The following is a 22,274-nucleotide window of genomic DNA, read 5'->3' as shown; positions in this document are numbered from 1 at the left end:
AAAAATCACATCATTTTTATTCTCTTGCTTCCATTCTTTTCAGCTCCGGCAGTACCGTACAAAGCATCGTGATAAAGCAGATACTTCCACCGATCACATTCGAAACCGGTTCTGCAAGAAATACCCCATCCGTTCCCATATGCAATGCATACGGCATGAGATAAGTGAGCGGAACTACAATTACCCCTTTCCGAAGTATTGAGAAAAAGATTGCCTGTTTCTTTTTATTCAATGATTTGAATACTGTCTGCCCCATATACTGCAGATCCATGAAAATAAATGCGGCGAAATACTGTCTGAGTGCAGGTACCGCATCTTTTAACAGCATCTTATCAGAACTGAAAATACGGATAAGAACTTCCGGAATTACAATAATACTCCCCCACATCACAGCAGTATAGAGAAGGATCATAACTGCAAGCACTACCATAGCTTTTCTCACACGTCCGGGACGGCGTGCGCCGTAATTATAACTCAGGATCGGAGATGTACCTTCATTTATCGCACTGATCGGTGTCTCCACAAGCTGACGCACACTGCTAATAATTGTCATAACCGAAATGTAGATATCTCCTCCTGTAACGGAAAGTACATGATTGCAGCAGATTGATACCAGACTGTTCGTAAGCTGCATAATAAATCCTGCCATTCCAAGACTTACAATATTCCCGGCATATCCGATACATGCTCCAATCTCTCCTTTTCGTAAAATCCGGACTTTCAATTCTGCTCTTCTTGAAAGGAAGAAATATACAAATATTGCGGATATCGTCTGTGACAATACTGTTGCGATTGCTGCTCCTCTTACGCCGAGTCCAAGGATAAAAATAAATACCGGATCCAGGATCAGATTTGCAGCTGCTCCGACAGCAACCGAAGACATCCCTATCACCGAGTATCCCTGTGCATTAATAAACGGATTCATTCCCACCGCAATCATCGAAGGTAGTGTACCGATCAAATAGATCATCATATATGGGTATGCATAGAGCATTGCATCTTTGGAAGCTCCAAACAAAATCAAAACAGGATACGCAAAAAGGAATCCTCCGATCATCAGCAGTACTGCACTGGCACAGATCATGGAAAACGATGTATTCATAATTTTGACTGCTGTCTTCTCTTCTTTTTTTCCTCTGTAAATTGAAAACAGAGGTGCACCACCGCCACCGAAGAGATTTGCAAAAGCAGTAATGATCATGATTAACGGAAAACAGATCCCGACTGCCCCGAGTGCTGCCGTTCCCACATGCGGAATACGTGCAATGTATACACGGTCTACAATGTTATACAGCAGATTTAACAGCTGGGCAGCAAGCATTGGAAGAGCCGCTCCAAGAATGTTCCCTGTTACTGTTCCATTTTCGAAATCTATCCTCTTCATTTTCTCTGCCTCTCGCCTCTTAACTCTCTATCTGTTCTGTGCAATTGCAGCATCCACCACATGCTCCAGCAGAATGGAAGTCGTTACCCCTCCGACTCCACGCGGAACCGGTGTGATCGCATCTACAATCTTCTCTGCTTCCTCAAAATTCACATCTCCACAGAGTTTTCCTTCTTCATTCACATTAATTCCGACATCAATAACGATCTGTCCTTCTCTCAGATAGTTTCCATCGATAACTCCGGCTTTTCCGGCCGCTACAACTACAATATCCGCCTCTTTTACCACGGACGGCATGTCCACTGTTCTGGTATGGCAGACAGTTACGGTCGCATTCTTCTTCAGCAGCATCATGGCTGCCGGTTTTCCGACTACCAGACTTCTTCCGATAACTACCACTTTTTTACCTGTGCAGTCTATTCCGTAATGCTCCAGCACCTCCATGCAGGCACTTGGCGTACATGGTGCGTATCCCATATCTTTTCCCATGAAAACTCCTGCCATAGAAAGATCCGTAATTCCATCTACATCTTTTTCTACCGCCAGCGCATTGACAATCCTGTCCTCGTTCAGATGCTTCGGAAGAGGTCTGAACAACAAAACGCCATGAATTTTATCATTCTTATTTACCTGACTGATCGTCTTTAATACCTCTTCTTCTTTTACATCTGCCGGAAGAAGGAATTTCTCATATGCTACGCCAAGCGTCTCACATCGTTTTGCTGCACCTTTTTCATATGCGATATCGTCTTCTCTTTCGCCGATACGGATGATTCCAAGCACCGGTGTAATATCCTGTGCTTTTAACTTTTCTACTTTTGCCTTGATTTCTTCATTAATAGAAGCATTTACTTCTTTTCCTAATAGTAATTTTGCCATTATTTGTCCTGCTGCTTTCTTTCTACTTTCTTTTTCTTTCTAACACTGTCTTTACCGGATGCGGCTGCTTACTTCCTCAAATATACGGTCTGCTTTTGCTTCATATTCTTCCCTGAGGGAATCTGCCAGCTGATTGAGTTCTTCCGCTCTTTTTCTGTCTTTCATTGATTTCGTATTGATGTATACATTCAATGATGCTCCCTGCATGGCAGATTTTAAAAGTGTTGCTCCGACTCCAGCGTCACTTAATGCGATCCGGCTGCCCTTTGCAGCAAATACTTCGACAAGGTCAATGCCTCTGGCACAGGTCTTCATGATCTCGATCGGAACACCACATGCCACATTCAATGCATTCTCCATGATCTCTTCTTTTTCTGCAATCTCTTCCGGCGTAGACTTCGGAAGTCCGTATGCTCTACTGAGCGGCTCAAATGCTTCCGCATCCTTATCCATCAGTTCTAAGAATTCTTTTGCGATCTCATCCGCCTCTTTCTTGCATTCGATAATTTCATCTTCTACATCTGCATATGTTTTCTTTCCCACTGTCAGGCTTCCAACCATATTGCCAAGCGCAATTCCGATAGCCCCGGTTAAAGCGGCCGCTCCGCCACCTCCCGGAACAGCCGCTTTACTTGCAAGCACTTCTATAAAATCTTCACATGTCTGTAATTTAAAGTTTCTATTTGAATCTTCCATGTTATACCTCATTTCCTAAAATTATGGGTACATTATACACTGCGGGCTCTTTTACTGCAATATGCTAAATTGTTCCATCTATATTCCGAGAATAATCTTGATCATCAGTAATACGAGCACAAGTAAGATAATCGGCTTGATGACCTTTACCCCGTTCTTCACAACCATGTGTGCACCAAGATAATGTCCTGCAATGCTGAATATGGATGCCGAAAGTCCCAGTACCCATAAGATCTTCCCTGCCAGAACAAATGTAATTAACGCCGATATATTCGATGTCAAATTGACAACTTTTACGTTTCCTGTTGCTTTCTCTATATTGAGCTTTCCTAATTTGGTAAATGTAAGCAGTAAAAATGTCCCGGTTCCCGGTCCATAAAATCCATCATAGATGCCGATCACGAATGAACATGCCGCCATGATCAGATACTGTTTCTTTCTGGTAAATCCTTCCGGGATCACCGGCTTCAGATTTTTGTCACGTAACACACAGAACGCCACAACCGGAAGAACAAAGACCAGTACCGTCTTTAATACTTTGTCACTGATGATCAGTGCCAGGTTCGCCCCTGCGATCGAACCAACGAACGCACATGCTACCGTTCCCGGAACCAGAAACAGATCCACACATCTGCTCTTCACAAGATGCCATGTTGACACCGCCGTTCCCGTTGCCGATGATAATTTATTCGTTGCAATTGCATTGTGTACCGGAACCCCTGCGAACATATAGGCCGGCAATGAAATCAAGCCTCCTCCTCCAGCAATCGCATCCACAAATCCGGCAAGAAATACCAGCGGGCATACGATAAAAAATTCATGTAAATTCATAAGTTTCTCTCCTTCATACTCTCTAATCCATAAATTAATCTATCGCATCGCTGTATTCATGTCAAGTTTCTGAGTCCTGATTTCTAATGCCTGTTAGATATCAATAACCAAGAGCCTCTTTTCTCTCCATCCAGAAATGAATCCCTGTCGTGGAATCCATCCATCTGTCCTCATTAAAATCTTTCACCTCAACCCACTGTCCTTTTCTGTATACAAAATTTTCATCGACCAGCGACCAGGCTTCTTCAAATTCTTCCGTCTCATCAAAACTTTTTATCGAAAGCACCTTTGCCTTACTGCAGCGGCAGGATGGAAGTGTTGCCGAAGTACGCTTTGCATCAGCAGGAATCAGAAGCTGTACCACCCTGTCATTCACACATTTCTTATATCCCAGGATTGGTCCGGTCTCCGGGCAGTGCATACGGAACCACTGGGTTGTATGATCGGACTGAATGCCGTCTAACTTTGCATGCTCAAGTACTGCTCCATAAAGGTTCGCTCCCCTGATATTGCATTCACGCATATCGCATTCACGAAATGCTGCTGTCTTCATATTCGCATTCTGAAAATCCGCACCATGCAGGGAATTCCCGTCAAACAATGCATTTTCCACACTGCTGTTTTTCAAATTCACATACTCCAGATTTACATTCTGAAACGAACTTAATGTGAAGTCCATATTATGCAGATCTGCTCCGCTCAGATCCATGTCTTTGAACTCACATTCCCGGAACGCCGGATGTTCTCCGGTATCTCTTAATTTTAAAGCTTCCAGAAGTGCTTCTTTTGTTATCTCTTTCATATGATCACGCCTCTTCACTCCCATTATTATCTATACAATTTCCATTTTTTACTGATAGTTTTATTATACAACAATTCCCAATAAAAGAAATCCCCAAAATACCAGGTATCGTCTGATATTTCGAGGATTCTATAATATCTCTGCTATTCTTAATTCAGGAAATCTGCATCATCAAAATAGTTGATTCTCATAGCAGCCTTTACATCCTGCAGTGTCTCTGCTGCTTTTGCCTCGGCTGCTTTGCTTCCTTCTTTCAGTATTGCGAATACTTCCGGAAGCTTCTGCTCCCATTCTTTTCTTCTCGCACGGATTGGTGCCAGCTCCGCCTGAAGTACCTTGTTCAGGAACTTCTTAACTTTGACATCACCAAGACCTCCTCGCTGATAGTGTGCTTTTAACTCATCCAGATTCTTATATTCCGGCCAGAATTCTTCAAAATATTCATCTTTGCAGAATGCATCGAGATAAATGAATACCGGATTACCTTCTACCTGCCCCGGATCTTCTACACGAAGATGGTTCGGATCTGTAAACATAGACATCACTTTCTTCTTCACAACATCTTCTTCGTCAGAAAGATAGATACAGTTGCCAAGCGATTTACTCATCTTGGCCTTTCCATCGATTCCCGGAAGTCTTAAGCATGACTTGTTAGATGGAAGTACGATTTCCGGATCTGTTAATGTCTCACCGTATACACTGTTGAACTTGTGCACGATCTCTTTACACTGCTCGATCATCGGCATCTGGTCTTCTCCAACCGGAACTGTTGTTGCACGGAATGCTGTAATATCGGCAGCCTGGCTGATCGGGTAACAGAAGAAGCCTACCGGGATACTTGCTTCAAAGTTTCTCTGCTTGATCTCTGCTTTTACCGTAGGGTTTCTCTGCACTCTGGATACTGTAACCAGATTCATATAATAGAATGTTAATTCTGTAAGCTCAGGAACCATTGACTGGATAAAAATGTGACATTTCTCAGGATCGATTCCACAAGCCAGATAATCCAGTGCTACGTTCATGATGTTCTGACGTACTTTTTCCGGATGTTCGGCGTTATCTGTCAGTGCCTGCGCATCTGCAATCATAATATAGATCTCATCATATTCTCCTGAATTCTGTAATTTTACACGTTCTTTTAATGAACCTACATAATGACCAACGTGAAGACGTCCTGTCGGGCGGTCACCTGTTAAAATAATCTTGCTCATCTTACTTATCTCCTTAGCATATATTTTCATAACCTGTATGGAAATACAGATTCTTTGTCCTAATTCTTTTATTATAATTCTTTCTAAAGAGAGCGTCAATACAGAAAAAAATGCATCCTTCTACCTTCCGGATCCAAGCTGGATTCTTCTGATAAAACAATGCATTTATTCTATATTTATATTTAAAATTTATGCTGCTCCCCGGCTTCCGTTCCTGCATGCAGCTTCAAATTCTTTTAATTTTCTCTTAGCTTCGTTACTGAGATTCTTTGGTACATCTATCTGAACAGTCACATACTGATCTCCATATCTTCCTGCATCCTTCATAGACACGATTCCTTTACCTTTTAGCCGGATCTTCGTTCCGGACTGCGTTCCCGGATTGATCTTGCAGACCACTCTTCCGGTAAGTGTCTGTACCACTGCTTCTCCTCCCAGCACTGCTGTAGTAAACGGAATCGTGACTTTTGAATATACATCCATATCTTTTCGTTCGAATCCCGGACGTTTACCGACTCTGACTTTTAATAACAGATCTCCTGCTTTACCTCCGGACACTCCCGGCATTCCTTTTCCTCTCAGACGGATGCTTTTTCCGTCGCTGATACCTGCCGGAATATGCACTTTCAATGATTTTCCTGCCACATTGCTGCCCTGTGCATCTGACAGCCGGATAACTTTATCTCCACCGAATGCAGCCTCATCAAATGTTACATCTATTTCAGCTGTCACATCGGAACCATCCTGCCGGAAATTTCCGCCACCGCTAAATCCTTTTCCGAATCCTTCAAATCCGTGAAAGCCACTTCCTGCTCCTTCCGAGAATCCACCGCCGAATATATTCTTCAGGATGTCATCCATATCGCCGCCTTCAAAATGATATTCATGAAAACTCCCATTCGGTCCGTTATAGCTATAGGTGCCGCCTCCCGGTTCACTTCCATAACCGTAAGCTCCACTGCCCCCGGCACTGCCGTCAAAAGCTGCGTGGCCAAACTGATCATACAATTTCTTTTTTTCCGGATCACTCAGCACATTATAGGCTTCCGTTGCTTCCTTGAACTTCTCTTCCGCCTGTGCATTTCCGGCATTGGTATCCGGGTGGTATTTCTTGGCCAGTTTACGATATGCTCTTTTGATCGTTCCCTTGTCTGCACTCCTGCTGATTCCAAGAACATCATAATAATCTCTTTTTGCCGCCATTGTTCTCCCTCCCGTCATTTGCTTTTCTATATGTGTTTTTATGATATGATACCCCACAGGCTCAATACCTGTGGGGTACCATCACTCTTTTTTATGTCTATGAGCTTTCATTAACCTTCAATTGAAATGTAATGTTTCTTCTCTTCTACCGGTTTTGCTTCCTCTTTCGGAACACTGAATGAAAGGATTCCACTTTCATATTTCGGATGTACATCCTCTACCGTTACATGTTTTCCTACATAGAAGCTTCTGCTCATGCTGCCCGCATAACGTTCTTTTCTGATATAGTTACCTTTCTTATCTTCCTCGTCTTTATCCAGTCCTTTAGCTGCACTGACGGTAAGTACACCGTCTTTCAGTTCCATCTGGATCTCATCTTTCTTAAATCCCGGAAGATCAATATCAATCTCGTATGCATTTCCGGTCTCTTTTACATCTGTCTTCATCAGATTCTTAGCATGTTTTCCATACAGTTCTTTGTCGACATTCGGAAATGTCGGGAATGAAAAATCATCCATAAAGTCATCAAATAAGTTTTCTCCAAAAATACTAGGCATCATCATAAGTCATATCTCCTTCCAAATGATAAAAAATATATTATTTGCACGTTCGGAGAATTCCGAGGTGTTGTTTACTAAAACTTCAGGATTCCAGATTTCAAATCATCTATGAATGCTGTCTGCTTCATATCTTTGATTCTTTTTCTCTCTTCCTTTGTTCTATTTGTACTATAGCACCTAATATTAGCACTGTCAACACTTGAGTGCTAATTTTTTGAGATTTTTTTTGCAAACCTTGATTCCAACGGTTTTCAGTGCTTTTTCCATATTACTTTATTGAATATCCCTCATTCTGCCTATATAAGTGAAACTTAACGAAACTTAAATTAAATCTCTTTCAGACAATTCAATTTGGATATTCACCAACTGTGGATTATTTCTCAGTGCACCAGTTTCCAGCTTACCGCCTGCTGCCTTGCATCCACAAATCTCTTATAAATACCTTCCTGCTTCATTAGTTGCTCATGTATTCCCTGCTGCACAATTCGTCCTTTGTCAACAACCACAATCTGGTCTGCATGTCTGACTGTTTTTAATCTGTGGGCAATCATAATAATCGTTTTTTCCTTTGTAAGTGCATCTACTGCATCCATCAGCTCCTTTTCATTCTCCGGATCAACATTTGCCGTTGCTTCATCCAATATGACGATTGGCGCATCCTTCATAATCGCTCTGGCTATCGAAATACGCTGCTTCTCACCACCGGAAAGTGTGGCTCCTCCTTCTCCGATCACTGTGTTGTATCCATTCGGAAGTTTGCTGATGAAATCATGACAACATGCTTTCTTCGCCGCTTCCACCACTTCCTCATGACTTGCATCCTGGCGTCCGAATTTAATATTATTCTCAATGGTGTCTGCGAACAAATACACCGACTGAAATACAAATGAGAAATTACTCATCAGACTGTTCATGCTGTAGTCTTTTACATTCACGCCTCCAAGTGTCACTTCCCCGGAATCCACATCCCAAAATCTGGCAATCAGATTGCAAAGTGTTGATTTTCCTCCACCAGATGGTCCAACGATTGCTGTCGTCGTTTTCTGCGGAATAGAGAGCGATATATCATCAATGATCTTCCGTTTGTCATAAGAAAACGAAACACTAGAAAGTCTGATATCGTAATTTTCCGGCTGTATTTCTTTACCGTCGATATCCATGGTATCCAGCTCCAATATTGCATTTGCTTTATCTACACATACGCTTACCACATGTAAAAGAGATGAATAATTCCCTGCACATTCCAGACTGGCATAAAGCATAAATGCTGAGATTGTCATACCAATTGCATAGACCGCACTCATAGTTCCATTAATATAAAAATATGCACTGCACGCTACGATTACCGCACCTGTGATTTTTGTTATGACGCTTTGCAGAAAATGATAGGGCACAAACAGCATTTCCATCTTTGTATTGATCTTTTCACATGCTTCATTTGCATCATTTAATCTTTTCGCCTGTTTTCCAAGCAGATTGTATGATTTTACTTCTGATATTCCTTGCAGATACTCCATGATCTGGTTTACAAGCTCTGTATCGCATACCACTTTTTGCTCTGAATCTTTTTTACCCGCATTCTGCATCACAGAATTGACCCCAAAGAAAAAAAATACTCCTGCTGCAGCGATCAGTCCAATTCTCCAGTCAAAAATAAACAGCATAAGAATGATCATTGATGTTTCCAGAATTCCCTGCATGGTCAGCATGACCACTCTCGCAGCCACATCGCCAAGTATTTCCATTGTATTGGTTGTAATAGAAGAAATTTCCCCGATACTATTGGAATTAAAATATCCCATCGGCAGATAGCGCAGATGCTCTGCAATCTTGATTCTCATAAAAGCACTTGCATTATATCCACCTTCTGTCTGAAGCACTGTAGAATATCTCTTACAAATTACATCGATTACAATTGCAAGAACCATAATCGCAATGGAGCCTCCAATATATTTTCCTGTCGGTTTCCCACTCAGCAGACCAATCAGTATGTACATAATAGCCGGAATTTTCATTGCTGAGGCAAGAGCCTCTATGAGTCCGATCACTATCGACAGTTTAAATTTATTGCCATTTTCTCTGCCTGAAAAACGAAAGAATTTTGCCAGAATCCCAAACATATCATTCTCCCTCCTTCACAGTATCTTTTACAGAAATATGAGCATTCCACATTTCCTTATAAAGTGGGCATGACACCAGAAGTTCCTCATGTGTGCCATGTGTTGTTACATTTCCATCATTTACAACAAAGATCTGGTCACTGTCCTTAACGGTAGAAAGCCTGTGTGCTATTACGATCAGGGTCTTCCCTGCTACCAGTTTTGCAATAGAATTCTGCAGGATTGCCTCATTTTCCGGATCTGTGTAAGCAGTTGCCTCATCAAGGATCACGACCGGAGCATCTTTTAACATTGCTCTTGCAATCGAGATACGCTGTCTCTCGCCTCCTGACAGATGTCCTCCTGCGCCTCCTACAACCGTATCAAATCCATTCTCCAGCTGCATGATAAATTCATAGCATCCACTTTTCTTTGTCACCTCGATGATCTGTTCATCTGTAGCATTCGGATTTCCCTGTCTGATATTTTCACGGACTGTTTCATTAAACAGATAATTGTCCTGTGCAACATATGCAATTTTCCGGTTAAAATCTGCAAGTGCCATTTCTTTTACATCAACTCCGCCGATTTTGATACTTCCAGAATCCGCATCCCACAGGGATGCAATCAGCTTTGCAATGGTTGACTTTCCGCTTCCGGAAGGTCCTACGATTGCATTTACCGTTCCTGCTTTCAACTCCATAGTTACGCCATGCAAAATCTCTTTGTCGTGATAACCAAATCTGACATCTTCAAGAGTAACGGAATTATCTTTTGGAACACTTTTACTTTTCTCCGGACGTTCAAGCTCCGGCTGTTCCAGAATTCCTGCCACTTCACCAACAATCACTCCGATCTTGCCAAGATCATCTGTATAGGAACCCACTGTGATCAACGGTCCAACGATTCCAAGTGATAAAATAATGCAGATGACAAAATCAGAAACCGCAAGTGTTCCATTCGCTACATAATGTGCCCCAAACGGCAATACCGTAAGAAGCGTATAAGGTGTGACCACCATCATCAGTGCATGAAAGATCGAGCACCGTTTCATCCAGGAAATAAAGGAATCCGCATATTCAAAAGCCGCCTTTGTAAATTTGGCATAAGAACTTTCAGTCTTTCCAAATGCCTTTATTACTTCGATCCCGTCAATATATTCCACTGCCGCATCATTCAGATCTTTTGTTGTCTGAACCGTTCTCTCGAAACTTGGCTTATAATCCAGCATCATTCCAAAATAGGAAAGAAATCCCACTATAACCGGCACCAATGACCAGAGTGCCAGTCTCCAGTCTATCAGGAAGAAATAGATCAAAATCACAACCGGTGCCAGCAGATTGGACGTGAATTCCGGGACAATATGCGCCAGTGTTGTCTCGATACTGTCGATTCTTTCCACCATAATATTTTTAAATGTACCGGAAGGTGTGTCTTTCACATAGCCAAGAGGTACCCGCGCCAGCTTGTCACAGCAGGATTTTCTTATATTTGCGAGTACCGCAAACGTTGCTTTATGTGACAATGCTGTCGAGAGCGAATGAAGCAGTTCTGCAATGATAAACGACAGTGCAATGAAAACTGCTTTTGCAAGATATGGTTCAAACTCCTTTTCACCACTTAAAAACAGCTTAACTACATCTGCAATGATAAAATACGGAAAAATCTTAAAAATCACATTTCCTATTGCAAGTAACACACTCCACACATAGGCAATTCTTTTTTGTCCGGCCCATGTCAGGATCCAGCTGACTGCCGACTTCTTTTTTTCTTTCACATCTGTTCACTCCTTACTTTGATTTTATTGTTGTTTCTTTCGTTAGTTCTTTCTAACTCGCGTATAATAAAATAGGTGGCTTACTGGCATTAGCCACCTGTATCAGTTATACCGGAAATTCAATATTCCACAATCGTTCCCAGCCACCTGTATTAAATTCTTTCAGCTGATGCACATTTTTCTTTGCAGTCTCTCTATCTATATCATGCTCAATGATCTGAAATACTGATGAAAAAAATCCCGTATAGATCATATGCATAAGGCTTTCCTCTACAATCGGTATTTTTACACCGTTCTCTTTCATCTTTTCCATATAATTCAAGCTGGACTTCATTTCCCGCTCTACCATATTGTGTATGAATAATTCAAATTTTCCACTGTCTCCGCATTTCAACAATAATCTGAAATTATCATAATGATCATAGATATAATCAACCATCTGTTCCATCCCAGCACTGGATGTATCCGACATATTCCTTGTCTGATCACTGGCAGAAAGCTTTTCAAACTCCTCAACGATCTGGTCATAAATCTGATAAATATGTTCCATATAGGGATCCGTCAGTGCATCAAAAAGTGCCTCTTTCGTCGGATAATATTTGTAAAATGCGCCTGTAGTAAGTCCGGCATCTTTTACAATGTTTCTTAAAGATGCTCCGGTCAGACCATCTTTCAGGAAATGTTTTCTGGCTGTATCTAATATATTTTTTTGTGTATCTTCTGCTTTCGTCGACATGCTTTTTGTATCCTCAAAATTTTCTTTTCATAAATATAACAGTGTTATATAGCACTGTTATATTTTAACTCATTATAGAAATTTGTCAAGTCTGCTCTTTAGATTTTTTATTTTCCCTTGTATTCAGTTTCCACTTAGCAGATACTGGTCCTATGTCAAGAAAAAGTACAAATTAAATGTTCATAGATCAGAAATCTGTATCTCTTTCTAAGTTTTTCAGCATATGGCATCCACAACCGTTGTTTGATATGGGAATTTTTGCTGAAAAATATCATATTCTTTCTTGAAATCTCTGTTATTGCTCATAATTGTTATCCCCCTTAACTTTCGCTTTCACACTCTCTTTAATTACTCGACAAACTGTTAAGGAAACAATCGGAATTGGTGTAATCGAAAAAGCAGCCTTGAGTTCTGATAAAAACTGCCATTTCGTTCTCTTATTGATGCCATATCACTGTATGCTCCTTTCCAGATTCCGCTGTTCCAGCCATGCCTCAAAATCCTCTCTACTAATCCGGACACGGCTTCCTACTTTTATCACTTTAAACTTTCCTTTATCCGCCCATTTATTGATCAGGCTTCTGCTGACTTTTGCCAGATATGATGCTTCATCAAATGTAAGATACCCAAGGCAAGTTCTTCATAATCATTTGCCGGGTCCAGATGAAACTGATTCTGTCCTTCCAGGCATTTTTGAAAGTTCTCTTTTGTGATGCGTTTCTTTTCTGCAATCACAATCGTTTCAAAAAAATGGCTATACTTCGGATTTCTCAAGATCTGATACACCTGCGATCTGGTCAAGCCAAGAAGTCTTGCCATTTCTGGCATTGTGATCGTTGCTTCTTCTACAATGGCATCCTTTTCCCTGTCTTCTTTTGTTCGATACCGGGACTGACTGTCATACCATTTCTGAAAAGAATCTTTCGGAATCCGTTTCCAGTAATCTACCACTACGACTTCCATATTGTTTTTGTTGATCAGGTCATAAACAACGGTGTCATTAATCTCAAGAATTTCAGCTATTTCTGGTACAGAATATGACCACGCTTTTAATTCCTTTCCTGGCTCTTCACCGGTCACCTTATGATATTTAATCTGATTGGCATACCATTTTTCAAAACTGGCGATATTGATTCGCATCTTTCCGGCAATCTCTTTAGATTCAAAAACATTTTTATGTACCAGCCAGTATCGATCTGTCTTTTTTAATCCCAGCAGCTTTCCCATTTCCGGCACGGTCATCCAGGTTCTCTTTTTCGTTGGATGACGTTTGTAATGACTGTCCTCTGATATCTTCGAAATGATCTCTGCAACATCATCCATTTCCGGAACTTCTTTTTGTTTCATAATTGCTGTTGCCATTTATTCTTCACTTCCTGTCTTTTTTAGTGTTAGTGTTTTTTCTTATATCATATCTCAAATCCAGATAAAAATTTAGGATGTCGATTGCAGACAAAATCTGCCTGATCAACACCCTGTTTTTTACTGTTCCAAGTTATCGAGCCAGTCATCGAAACTCTTCTTAGAAATGCGATACTTTCCACCATCCAACTGGATCCACCGAAATTCCTTTTTCTTTAAAAGGTTATAAATAGTAGGTCTGCTGACTCCTAAGATTTCCTGTAACTCTTGAACTGTATAACATCTTTTCTCTGACATTTCTTTATCCTCTTTTCTTTGAAATACGAAAGAAAAATTATTCCTTCATATAACGAAACGCTCAGAGCAGATTTTACAGTGGTCAAAAGCAAATTTTTTTACTTTTTTTCTTACGAGTCTTCTTGCGAGTTTTTTTTATACCACTCGTAAGAAACTCGTAACATTAGATTTCTGCATTTTTCCTGGAATTAAGTAAAAAAAGAGCATATGAAGTTTGAATCCATACACTCTATAAAAAGTTCACATCTCACGAAAGTTTACAAATCATTTCTGAGAATACTTCAGGTTTCAGTAAAACTAACCCTCCATGTCCCAAGTCCGGCAATTTTGTAAATTCTGTTTGAGGAAACTTGCGTTTCATATAGGCAATATCCTGTTTCCGCTCTTTTTCCTCATTTTTTGCACACCAGTAATGAATTTGCGTGTTAATATCCGAAACAGGCTCAGGTACTCTGTAATTATTGCAGGAATCAAAGGTACGCCATAGTGTTTTTCTGCTACAATGTCGCAGAACATCTACCACATATTGTAAATCTTCCTTAGAATATTCATCTGTTGCAAATGCCTTTTCCAATAAGCTAATGCCACCCACCCTTCCAAGCATCATCATCAAATAATCCTTTAGAGCGATAAAACGTGTTACAAACCACGGAAGCTGATACGGTGTGATTCCGCCGTCCATAATACAATGATTTATCTTGATCCTTTGTTCCAATGTTACCATTAATGCAATAGATCCACCCATGGAGCAGCCATATACTGCATATAGATTTCTGTAACCTCTTGTACTGAGCCAATCATTCAATTCTGAGGCAATTTGTTCTACGCTTGTAAAATCACTATCATTCTCAAAATCATATCCTGGAAGTGCCGGAATCAGCAAATGGTATTTTTCCTGTAATAAAGGAATCACGTTTTCAAAATAATCCCACTTTACGACTGATGGATGAATCAGCAAAATAATTTCATTATTTTCTTTACCAAATTCATGGATATTCATAATTAAATACACCTCTGTCTCTACAACAAAATATTTTTACTTAATGAAACTGAAATTTATCATATTTTACCAAGTAATTCCACAATCCCTGCTACTACAAATGCAACCACCAAATACAGTACAGTAGCCGCTCCTCGTTTTACCAACACAGTCTTCCAAGGCTTTACATACGGAATTCCTTCCATACCATCTATATGCCAGATTCTGCTGTGTCCCACCCATAATCTGTCAATCACAATACCATCAAACCAGTTCATGACCACAAGAAAAAGGCAGGCTTGAAGATATGCTGTTTTAAAATCCATAACATGATTCCAAACAGAAATAATCAAAATCAGAGCCACAAATATAATAATACAAAATGGTATCATAAACCACTTTGACCTTTTCATCACAGTTTCTTTATCAGCAATTCCACGTTTCTGTGCTTCTTCTATATATTCTTTTGGATAAAAATATAAACAGTTACGCCCGTCGTTCCTCACTGCACATTTTATCAGTGATGCATACAGCAGACAATACAATACATTTTGCAACAATAATAACATTTTTCTGATACCTTCTTTCAAAATAGCAATTCAGGTAATCTATCTATCTCAATAATTTTTTTGAGCATTCTGGCAAATCCTTCCGGATTTTGGATTTGATACTGCATATGGTTAAATCCCTCAAAAACGGGAAAGTTACCGTGTATATAGGTCTGCATCACTGCATTTCTATATTTAAAATGTTCTTCTATACTTCCAAATTCCCAAAATGTATGTTTCTGCAATTCTTCTGACAGTTCTGGAAATGGTTTATCTTCCAAGCTGTCTTCTCAGATTCCCATATGTCAAGTTCTTCCCTGCCTCTATAAAATAGGGTTTAATTTTGTCATCGTCACACCACATGATTCTCTTTAGTGTCTTTCCTTTTGACCAATATAAACTTTTCATTGCTATATATAAGAACGGGACCATGATTCTGCGAGTTGCTTTTCCAATCTGGGCAAACTGTCCGCCATCAAAAAAAACATGCTTTACCGTTATTTTTGTCTCTGTCAGGAATACCATGGCAAGATCTGCACCAATCGAAGATGCAACTGCAAGTTCTATCTCTTTGATTCCATGATTTTCCAGAAATCGTACAATTTGCTGTATTTCATCTCTTTTACTTTGATATCTCTGCCCAGAGCAATACACGGTTGATGTTGGCATAATACAGTAATATTTTTCTTTCATTTTCTCTGCAACCAGCATACTACTTTCCCCAATTACTCCCATTGCATGGAAAAACAAGATGACTGGATTTGATTTATTTCCTATTGTTTTAAATACCATACTTATACCTTCTATCTATTTTAATCTATCTTTCTGTACTCTTCCATTCAGCAACAGCATTTCTCACCCGCTGGTCAATATCCAGCCGTGCTCTCTGGCATTCTTTCGGATACTTTCTTGTCGCCTGAAATGCCAGTTTCATAAAGATTCCAGAACCAATTGGCAGCATCATCTCTAACATACTCTCCGGAAAAACGAAATGGGTCGCATGCTCGTAAATAACAGACTCCAACCTGCATGTGTGGGGACGCTCTTTCATACGCAGCTCCATACGGCGTATATATTTTGCAGTATCCCACAACACATCATCTTCTGCGCCAATCAGCAATAATGTTCCATGAATTTTTTCAATCTTGATCATTTCTTCTTCTGTAATTGGATGAGCTGTTTCTGAGTCATCAAACAATTTTCTCGAATTAATCATATCACCGGTCCGTTTTGTTTCTTTCTCAATCACGTGCCAATAGTCCGGATGTTTATAACAAAACGGCATATACGGAAGCGGTTCACCTTTATAAGAGAAAAGTGATTCTCCCTCAATCGGCCATTCCTTACAACCATCTTTTTTCCCCTGCATAAACCCCTGCCAGATAAAATCACTCGGTGTCAGACCTATTGTCAATGTAAGATCTTCAAAATAAGAAGCGGCAGTTAAAGCAAGTGTTCCTGTAGTAGATGCCCCGACAATTCCTATCTTCCGATTACCATGTGTTTTTAACCAACTGATTGCTTTTTCTATACGTTCCAGCGGATAATTATGATGTCCATAATCCTTTTTTGCCGGAGACATTGTCATCACATTCACACCAAGTTTATGTAACCATTTTACGGATGTTCGTGCCAGATAATCTTCCGAATCATCTCCGATCATTGCAATCATTGCACAGTCTGAGTCGGTTTTACATTTCCAATATGCACCATAAAATCCATCTGTTTCCACATCAAAATGTCTTTTCTCCATTTGTATCATCTCCTTAATATCGGCCACGTTTCTCCAAAACTATTATTTTGTTTGAGATATTCCGAACGATTTGAATCTTTCCTATCACACGATAAATCGGCATAAGCTTTTTCATTCCTTCAACCAGACTGACTTCCTGTTGAACAGAAAATCCCGGCACAATTCTTTGCAGTTCTGTTCCGTTCTTAACTCCCCATGTGAATTTTGCATTGCTTCCCTCTATGGATTTTTCTTTCACATGGTTTACAACAAAAGGTGACATGGTTTCGACCATTACGGTTACTTCCTGAAATGATTTTTCAATAATAAAAAACATCTTTCTGATATCTTTTTCACACAAATACATTGTAAGCCCTTCGATTATTACCAGAACATTCTCACAGTGGTAATCTATATCATCTACATAGGAATCATCCATTGCAGACTTTGCAATCTGATATATCGGACCTGTTTCTGGAAGAAACTGCCGCCTTATCTTCATAGTCTCAGGCAGATCCACATTGTACCAGCGCAGATATTTTCCCTTCATCCGATAACATCTGGTATCCAGTCCGCATGCAATATTTACAACAACTGTATTTTCATGCTTCTTCAAATATTGCTCAACCATCCGGTCTAATACAATTGTTCTTGCAATCACACCATAGTTCATAGCGTTATCTTTATCTGCTATAGAAAAGTCATAGTCCAGCTTTTCCACAAGTTCTACTGCAATCTCATCCTTAATCTTTGCATTTTGTTTTTTTGTTTCTTTTGCTCTTGCATACAAGGTCTGTACCATCGTTTCCGGAACACCTGTCACATTCACTTTTTCTTTCATTATCTATCGCCTTCCACTGCCTTTCTTACTTCTTCCACCCACTCTGCACTATGACAGCAAAACAGTTCTTCATGCTGCATGTTGTGTCTCCGAATATCCGGATTTTTAAAATAAGTACAATATCTCTTTTCATATTTTCTGCCCATCTTTGTTGCGTAAAACACGTGTATCGTAGTTCCCGGCACATCAATTCCATGCTGGACTTTCGTAACCAAATCCGAATAGAACTGATTATAAATACTCTGTTTTGTAATCCACGGATTTCCTCCTTTACCGATTCCAAACATATTCAAAAATCCATTATATAATTCTTTTTTAACCTCATCTGTCTTATTCAGTTTTTTCTGCATAAATTTCGGAAGAGCACCTGTATGTATCATTTTATACATGAAAGGGACTACCATGGATGACTTGATTTTTGCCACAAGACGACCTGCTTCGTCCATATCACTGCTCCCAATAATACCATGATCTATATGAATTCTTTTTCGCTGAATCAAAAGGGATACAAAACTTCCTCCAAGGGAACACCCATACGCTGCTTTAATTCTTCCATCATACTTTTTCTTGATTTCCTGCTCAATCTTTTCGCATTCATCTTCCATTGAATAAAATTCTGTTTTCTCATTTGGATCAAATCCATCATAAGAAACTGTTACCGTGTAAAAATAAGAATGTAATCTATCCAGTATATGATCAAAGCTGCTATACAAGCAACAGGTACCAGGAAATAAAAATATCACTGGTTTACTACTGTCTCCACTTTCATAAAATTTCATATCTGGCCTCCTTTAGTTTTTTCATATAAGCATAAAATTGCTTATGCAGCTCCCTCATTTCATCTGGTGCCTTCCTGGCATGTTGATACATAAATTTATCTCCAAAGCTACTTTCGAATGTAACAGCAAGCATAATCGTCATAATTGGCAGTGGTAAAAAACGAAAAATATTCATTTTACAAGGTGACAACCTACCTGCCTGTTTTCGCAAAAAGCTAAAATTTCTTTTCAATTTTTTTGCTGTTTTCTTCATAATCTTCCAGTCTTTTCCCGCTCTTTCCGGGCAATCTGCTTCGTAATATGCATCTGCAATCGGCACCACCATGGCAAGATGACATAATTGCCACATATGCATATCCACTACTTTCTGATATGGTATATGAGCATGCCTTAATATCTTTGAAAACTGCTTTGTCTTTTCGGATTTATTTCCTGATATTTCTGCAAATGTTGTCGGCTGAATCATTCTTGGAGTGAGTGCTGCATCAAGGATACCATCATTATTTATACTTCCGCCCGCTCCTGGAAAAGCAGGCAATATTCTCCCTTTTCCAACAATATCTTCCCATTTTTTATAACTGTCCAATGAATTTACCATTGTAACAATTATATTGCTTTTATTATTTTTTAATTCAGCAAGTGCTTCATATAGCTGATTTTCCCTGACAGTTAGCAAAATAAAATCGTAAGCATCATTATCTGACAATTCTCCAAGAATCGTAGCTTCTGCCCGCCTTATGTTCTGTTTTTTTTTATAAAGCAGTCCATTTTTCTTTAAAAACTCAAGTCTTTTACCTCTGGCATAAATACTCGTATCATAACCAGTTTCTGCAAATAAGACCGCATACAAGGATCCAATCACACCTGCACCATAAATCAATATTCTCATAGAAATCCGTCCTCTTTTTCATTTTCAAAAAAACTGCCAGTGCCTATGTTAGTAATATCTAACTCTCATTTTCTAAAAAACCGTGTGAAAACAAAACTGTAATTCCACACGGTTTCTTTTCTTATGCATTCAGTATATCACTTTTACCTGGTTAATCAACCAAATTTTGTCTTCATAATATTTAAAATTTCATGTTCATGCGCATTATATTCACTGCACTTGGAATGCAATTTATACCCTCATCTGGTCATTGAAATAATAATTTACATACTCTTCCGAAGATACATTCTAATCAGTATGATTCCCATATTGACAAACACAAATAACACAATTAAATTCACAAGCAGATATTCTCTGATTACATCTCCTAGCACTGCAATCCCCGAAAGACTTCCAAGTAAAAACATCTGAGAAATTTTATCCCTCATTTTTTCGATTCTGGCCTTTACTTCTTTTTTCGTTTTACGGATTTCCATCTCTGCACGTTTCTTTTCATTACGGGCTTTTGCTTCTGCCTGTTCCATCTTTTTCTCTGCTTCTTTGTCCGGCAGTGGTTCTTTTTCTTCCAACTGTTTCAGAATTACCTCTTCCCGTTCTCTGGCTGCCTTGTCCACTTCCAGAAGATGCTTTCCAATGGTATCCTGCAAAAGCATCACCTGATAGGTTGAATTTCGATGATTTTTCAGATAATCTCTGCGAAGAAAACCATACCTGCCAAGTTGCTCCATCTGCTCACCGGATTTATAGGTGAGATTCAGGATCAGATATCCATTTCTCATCATTTTTTGACCACAAATTTACGACATTTACGACAAATCTGACACTGCTTTTTTCATAAGATTCCTATTTTTTCACGCACCATCTGTACTGATAAGGATTCATCCATACCGAATTCATTTCCAGTTTTTCTCCTGTAAATAAATCCTCATATTCACCTTCCAGACAGTTCAGCCATGCATTCTGCCCATATTCTGAAAAATTAGCCAGACAGATTAATTCTTCATTTCCTACTGTTCTTCTGATTGCAAAAACCGCATAATTTCCTGTGTCCCAGGTAGAAATACTGGCAGTCTCACCAAAACAATCCTCCTGACGCCTCATTTCTTCCATCTGCTTCAGGCCATGCCAAATTTCATACTGTACAGTACCTGCTTCTTTTCTCTTGTCTGCATTGTCCCACCGGAACAAACTGCGGTGCAGATACCTGCTATCCGCAGCAATATCCGGGTTTTTCTTATAATCATAATCATTTACCTGACCAATCTCGTCCCCGGATGAAAGCATTATAAATCCTTCCATACTCATACATGCTGCATGCATCATGAGCACTCTCTGGATTCCCTGTTTCACCTGCTCAAGATCTCCTTCAAATCCACCTTTTTCGATTCCACACAGACTTGCCGTTGTTCCACAGCTTCTGGCATCTTTGGTCACCGGATCGTAATTATACAGCTCTCCACGAGCAAAGCTGTACGGATATGTTCCCTCGAAGAAATGATATAAATATTCCTTGTGCTGAATCGGATCTATTTCCAGCTTTTTCTCCTGTTCTTCATCCAGCCCCCAGCCAATATCATCATGACAGCGAAGGTAATTGACAAAATAGCAATTCTTCGGAAGGCTGTGGATCACATCCATCTGGTGTTTCAACATCCTTGTGTCCCTCGTAGCCAGTGCTGCCCACAGATTTACCATGCTGGAAACTCCGTATAACATATGACATTCCGGTTCACTCTCTGTTCCAAAATAGACCGGAAGTTCTTTTGGTTCCATAACAACCTCGCCTTTTAGTATCACAGCCGGACAGATCATCTCAAGAATCATTCGCAGCATACGGACAATGAGGTGCACTTGTGGAAGATTTCTGCAATTCGTTCCTAACTCTTTCCAGATATAAGGAACTGCATCAATACGAAACACTTCGACTCCCATATTTGCCAGATACAGGATATTCCCAATCATTTCATTAAATACTTTCGGATTATGATAATTCAAATCCCATTGATAAGGATAGAATGTTGTCAGTACATGTCTGTGCATCTCTTCACACCATGTGAAATTTCCTGGAGCAGTTTCCGGAAACACCTGCGGCATTGTCTTTTCAAATTGATCCGGAATTTCTCGCGTCTCATAGCACTGATAGCGATCCATATATTCCTGTTCGCCTCTCTTGGCTCGTATCGCCCACTCATGTGTATCTGCCGTATGATTCATAACTACATCCAGACATAAGCTGATGCCACGCTTTCTCAGCTCTTTTGTCAGTCTTTTTAACTCTTCGTTTGTTCCTATTTCCGGGTCGACCTGCTTGAAATCTTCCACCGCATACCCACCGTCATTATATGGATGAGGCATCTTTAAAAGCGGCATTAAATGAAGATAGGTAATCTTCTGCTCTGACAGATAATCCAAGTGTTCTATCACACCTTTTAATCCACCCGCAAACAACTTCGGATACATCGTCATTCCAAGCATGGTTCTGTTACGATACCAGTTTGGTTCTTTCTCTCTTCTGTCATCTAATCGCCTAAGTTCCGCTGGTCTGTTCTGATAAGCTTCTTCCAGCATCTGCATTAGTTCTTCATAACATTGTTCATTGTGATATAACTGCAGATATTTTTCATGCAGTTCCTTCTCATATTTTTTTCTTCTTTCCTCTATCATCAATA

Annotated in this window: 24 protein-coding genes and 1 pseudogene; all 25 read right to left on the bottom strand. The window is 39.9% G+C overall.

Annotation, left to right across the window (positions count from 1 at the left end):
• Positions 1 to 16: 16 nt before the first annotated feature.
• The 25 genes and pseudogenes from GT508_RS05950 to GT508_RS05845 all read right to left on the bottom strand — a co-directional run bounded on the left by GT508_RS05950 (position 17) and on the right by GT508_RS05845 (position 22,269).
• Positions 17 to 1,384, bottom strand: a complete 1,368-nt coding sequence (locus GT508_RS05950; RefSeq protein WP_161143776.1) for an MATE family efflux transporter — start codon at positions 1,382 to 1,384, stop codon at positions 17 to 19.
• Between the two features lie 27 nt (positions 1,385 to 1,411).
• The gene (locus GT508_RS05945) at positions 1,412 to 2,263 is read right to left on the bottom strand and encodes a bifunctional 5,10-methylenetetrahydrofolate dehydrogenase/5,10-methenyltetrahydrofolate cyclohydrolase (RefSeq protein ID WP_161143775.1); all 852 of its coding nucleotides are present in this window, start codon (positions 2,261 to 2,263) and stop codon (positions 1,412 to 1,414) included.
• A 51-nt stretch (positions 2,264 to 2,314) separates the two neighbouring features.
• Positions 2,315 to 2,959 carry a cyclodeaminase/cyclohydrolase family protein gene (locus GT508_RS05940; RefSeq protein WP_161143774.1) on the bottom strand — a complete coding sequence of 215 codons (645 nt, stop codon included), beginning with the start codon at positions 2,957 to 2,959 and terminating at the stop codon, positions 2,315 to 2,317.
• A 78-nt stretch (positions 2,960 to 3,037) separates the two neighbouring features.
• On the bottom strand, positions 3,038 to 3,790 hold the full coding sequence (locus GT508_RS05935) for a TSUP family transporter (protein ID WP_161143773.1): 753 nt from the start codon (positions 3,788 to 3,790) through the stop codon (positions 3,038 to 3,040).
• A gap of 100 nt (positions 3,791 to 3,890) precedes the next feature.
• Positions 3,891 to 4,592, bottom strand: a complete 702-nt coding sequence (locus GT508_RS05930; RefSeq protein ID WP_055283554.1) for a pentapeptide repeat-containing protein — start codon at positions 4,590 to 4,592, stop codon at positions 3,891 to 3,893.
• Between the two features lie 149 nt (positions 4,593 to 4,741).
• Positions 4,742 to 5,803 (bottom strand): tryptophan--tRNA ligase, encoded by a 1,062-nt coding sequence (trpS, locus tag GT508_RS05925; RefSeq protein ID WP_055283552.1) that lies wholly within the window; start codon positions 5,801 to 5,803, stop codon positions 4,742 to 4,744.
• Between the two features lie 189 nt (positions 5,804 to 5,992).
• The gene (locus GT508_RS05920) at positions 5,993 to 7,006 is read right to left on the bottom strand and encodes a DnaJ C-terminal domain-containing protein (RefSeq protein ID WP_161143772.1); all 1,014 of its coding nucleotides are present in this window, start codon (positions 7,004 to 7,006) and stop codon (positions 5,993 to 5,995) included.
• Between the two features lie 110 nt (positions 7,007 to 7,116).
• On the bottom strand, positions 7,117 to 7,569 hold the full coding sequence (locus GT508_RS05915) for an Hsp20/alpha crystallin family protein (protein WP_118225082.1): 453 nt from the start codon (positions 7,567 to 7,569) through the stop codon (positions 7,117 to 7,119).
• Between the two features lie 377 nt (positions 7,570 to 7,946).
• Positions 7,947 to 9,686: an ABC transporter ATP-binding protein gene (locus GT508_RS05910; RefSeq protein WP_161143771.1), complete on the bottom strand. Its 1,740-nt coding sequence runs from the start codon at positions 9,684 to 9,686 to the stop codon at positions 7,947 to 7,949.
• 1 nt (position 9,687) lies between these two features.
• Positions 9,688 to 11,442 (bottom strand): ABC transporter ATP-binding protein, encoded by a 1,755-nt coding sequence (locus GT508_RS05905; protein ID WP_161143770.1) that lies wholly within the window; start codon positions 11,440 to 11,442, stop codon positions 9,688 to 9,690.
• Between the two features lie 106 nt (positions 11,443 to 11,548).
• The gene (locus GT508_RS05900; protein ID WP_161143769.1) at positions 11,549 to 12,178 is read right to left on the bottom strand and encodes a TetR/AcrR family transcriptional regulator; all 630 of its coding nucleotides are present in this window, start codon (positions 12,176 to 12,178) and stop codon (positions 11,549 to 11,551) included.
• Positions 12,179 to 12,629: 451 nt separating this feature from the next.
• Positions 12,630 to 12,752, bottom strand: a complete 123-nt coding sequence (locus tag GT508_RS14615) for a helix-turn-helix domain-containing protein (RefSeq protein ID WP_227275352.1) — start codon at positions 12,750 to 12,752, stop codon at positions 12,630 to 12,632.
• Positions 12,752 to 13,540, bottom strand: coding sequence for a helix-turn-helix domain-containing protein (locus GT508_RS05895; RefSeq protein WP_243144077.1), 789 nt, complete (start codon positions 13,538 to 13,540; stop codon positions 12,752 to 12,754). Before GT508_RS05895 ends, GT508_RS14615 begins: the two co-directional genes overlap by 1 nt.
• Positions 13,541 to 13,660: 120 nt before the next feature.
• Positions 13,661 to 13,837, bottom strand: a complete 177-nt coding sequence (locus tag GT508_RS05890; protein WP_003864535.1) for a helix-turn-helix domain-containing protein — start codon at positions 13,835 to 13,837, stop codon at positions 13,661 to 13,663.
• A 247-nt stretch (positions 13,838 to 14,084) separates the two neighbouring features.
• Entirely contained in the window at positions 14,085 to 14,837 is a 753-nt protein-coding gene (locus GT508_RS05885; protein ID WP_044925292.1) for an alpha/beta fold hydrolase, read from the bottom strand.
• A 59-nt stretch (positions 14,838 to 14,896) separates the two neighbouring features.
• The gene (locus GT508_RS05880; protein WP_161143768.1) at positions 14,897 to 15,385 is read right to left on the bottom strand and encodes a hypothetical protein; all 489 of its coding nucleotides are present in this window, start codon (positions 15,383 to 15,385) and stop codon (positions 14,897 to 14,899) included.
• Positions 15,386 to 15,402: 17 nt separating this feature from the next.
• On the bottom strand, positions 15,403 to 15,645 hold the full coding sequence (locus GT508_RS14610; protein WP_243144076.1) for a hypothetical protein: 243 nt from the start codon (positions 15,643 to 15,645) through the stop codon (positions 15,403 to 15,405).
• Positions 15,635 to 16,156, bottom strand: a complete 522-nt coding sequence (locus GT508_RS05875) for a hypothetical protein (protein WP_243144075.1) — start codon at positions 16,154 to 16,156, stop codon at positions 15,635 to 15,637. Before GT508_RS05875 ends, GT508_RS14610 begins: the two co-directional genes overlap by 11 nt.
• Before the next feature lie 25 nt (positions 16,157 to 16,181).
• Positions 16,182 to 17,117 carry an acyl-CoA thioester hydrolase/BAAT C-terminal domain-containing protein gene (locus GT508_RS05870; protein WP_161143767.1) on the bottom strand — a complete coding sequence of 312 codons (936 nt, stop codon included), beginning with the start codon at positions 17,115 to 17,117 and terminating at the stop codon, positions 16,182 to 16,184.
• A 13-nt stretch (positions 17,118 to 17,130) separates the two neighbouring features.
• Positions 17,131 to 17,937 carry a class I SAM-dependent methyltransferase gene (locus tag GT508_RS05865; RefSeq protein WP_161143766.1) on the bottom strand — a complete coding sequence of 269 codons (807 nt, stop codon included), beginning with the start codon at positions 17,935 to 17,937 and terminating at the stop codon, positions 17,131 to 17,133.
• On the bottom strand, positions 17,937 to 18,716 hold the full coding sequence (locus GT508_RS05860) for a hypothetical protein (protein ID WP_161143765.1): 780 nt from the start codon (positions 18,714 to 18,716) through the stop codon (positions 17,937 to 17,939). Before GT508_RS05860 ends, GT508_RS05865 begins: the two co-directional genes overlap by 1 nt.
• Positions 18,703 to 19,605: a ketopantoate reductase family protein gene (locus GT508_RS05855; protein WP_161143764.1), complete on the bottom strand. Its 903-nt coding sequence runs from the start codon at positions 19,603 to 19,605 to the stop codon at positions 18,703 to 18,705. Before GT508_RS05855 ends, GT508_RS05860 begins: the two co-directional genes overlap by 14 nt.
• Positions 19,606 to 19,868: 263 nt before the next feature.
• Entirely contained in the window at positions 19,869 to 20,033 is a 165-nt protein-coding gene (locus GT508_RS15045; protein ID WP_334296712.1) for a DUF6040 family protein, read from the bottom strand.
• Between the two features lie 57 nt (positions 20,034 to 20,090).
• Positions 20,091 to 20,387, bottom strand: a pseudogene (locus GT508_RS15040) (TnpV protein); the annotation flags it as partial.
• A 61-nt stretch (positions 20,388 to 20,448) separates the two neighbouring features.
• Positions 20,449 to 22,269, bottom strand: a complete 1,821-nt coding sequence (locus GT508_RS05845; protein ID WP_161143784.1) for an amylosucrase — start codon at positions 22,267 to 22,269, stop codon at positions 20,449 to 20,451.
• Positions 22,270 to 22,274: the final 5 nt, after the last annotated feature.

Source organism: Dorea sp. BIOML-A1, assembly GCF_009875615.1.
Taxonomy (GTDB): domain Bacteria; phylum Bacillota; class Clostridia; order Lachnospirales; family Lachnospiraceae; genus Dorea_A; species Dorea_A amylophila.
Note: the sequence above shows the minus strand (reverse complement) of the source record. Positions and strands in the feature narration are given on the sequence as shown.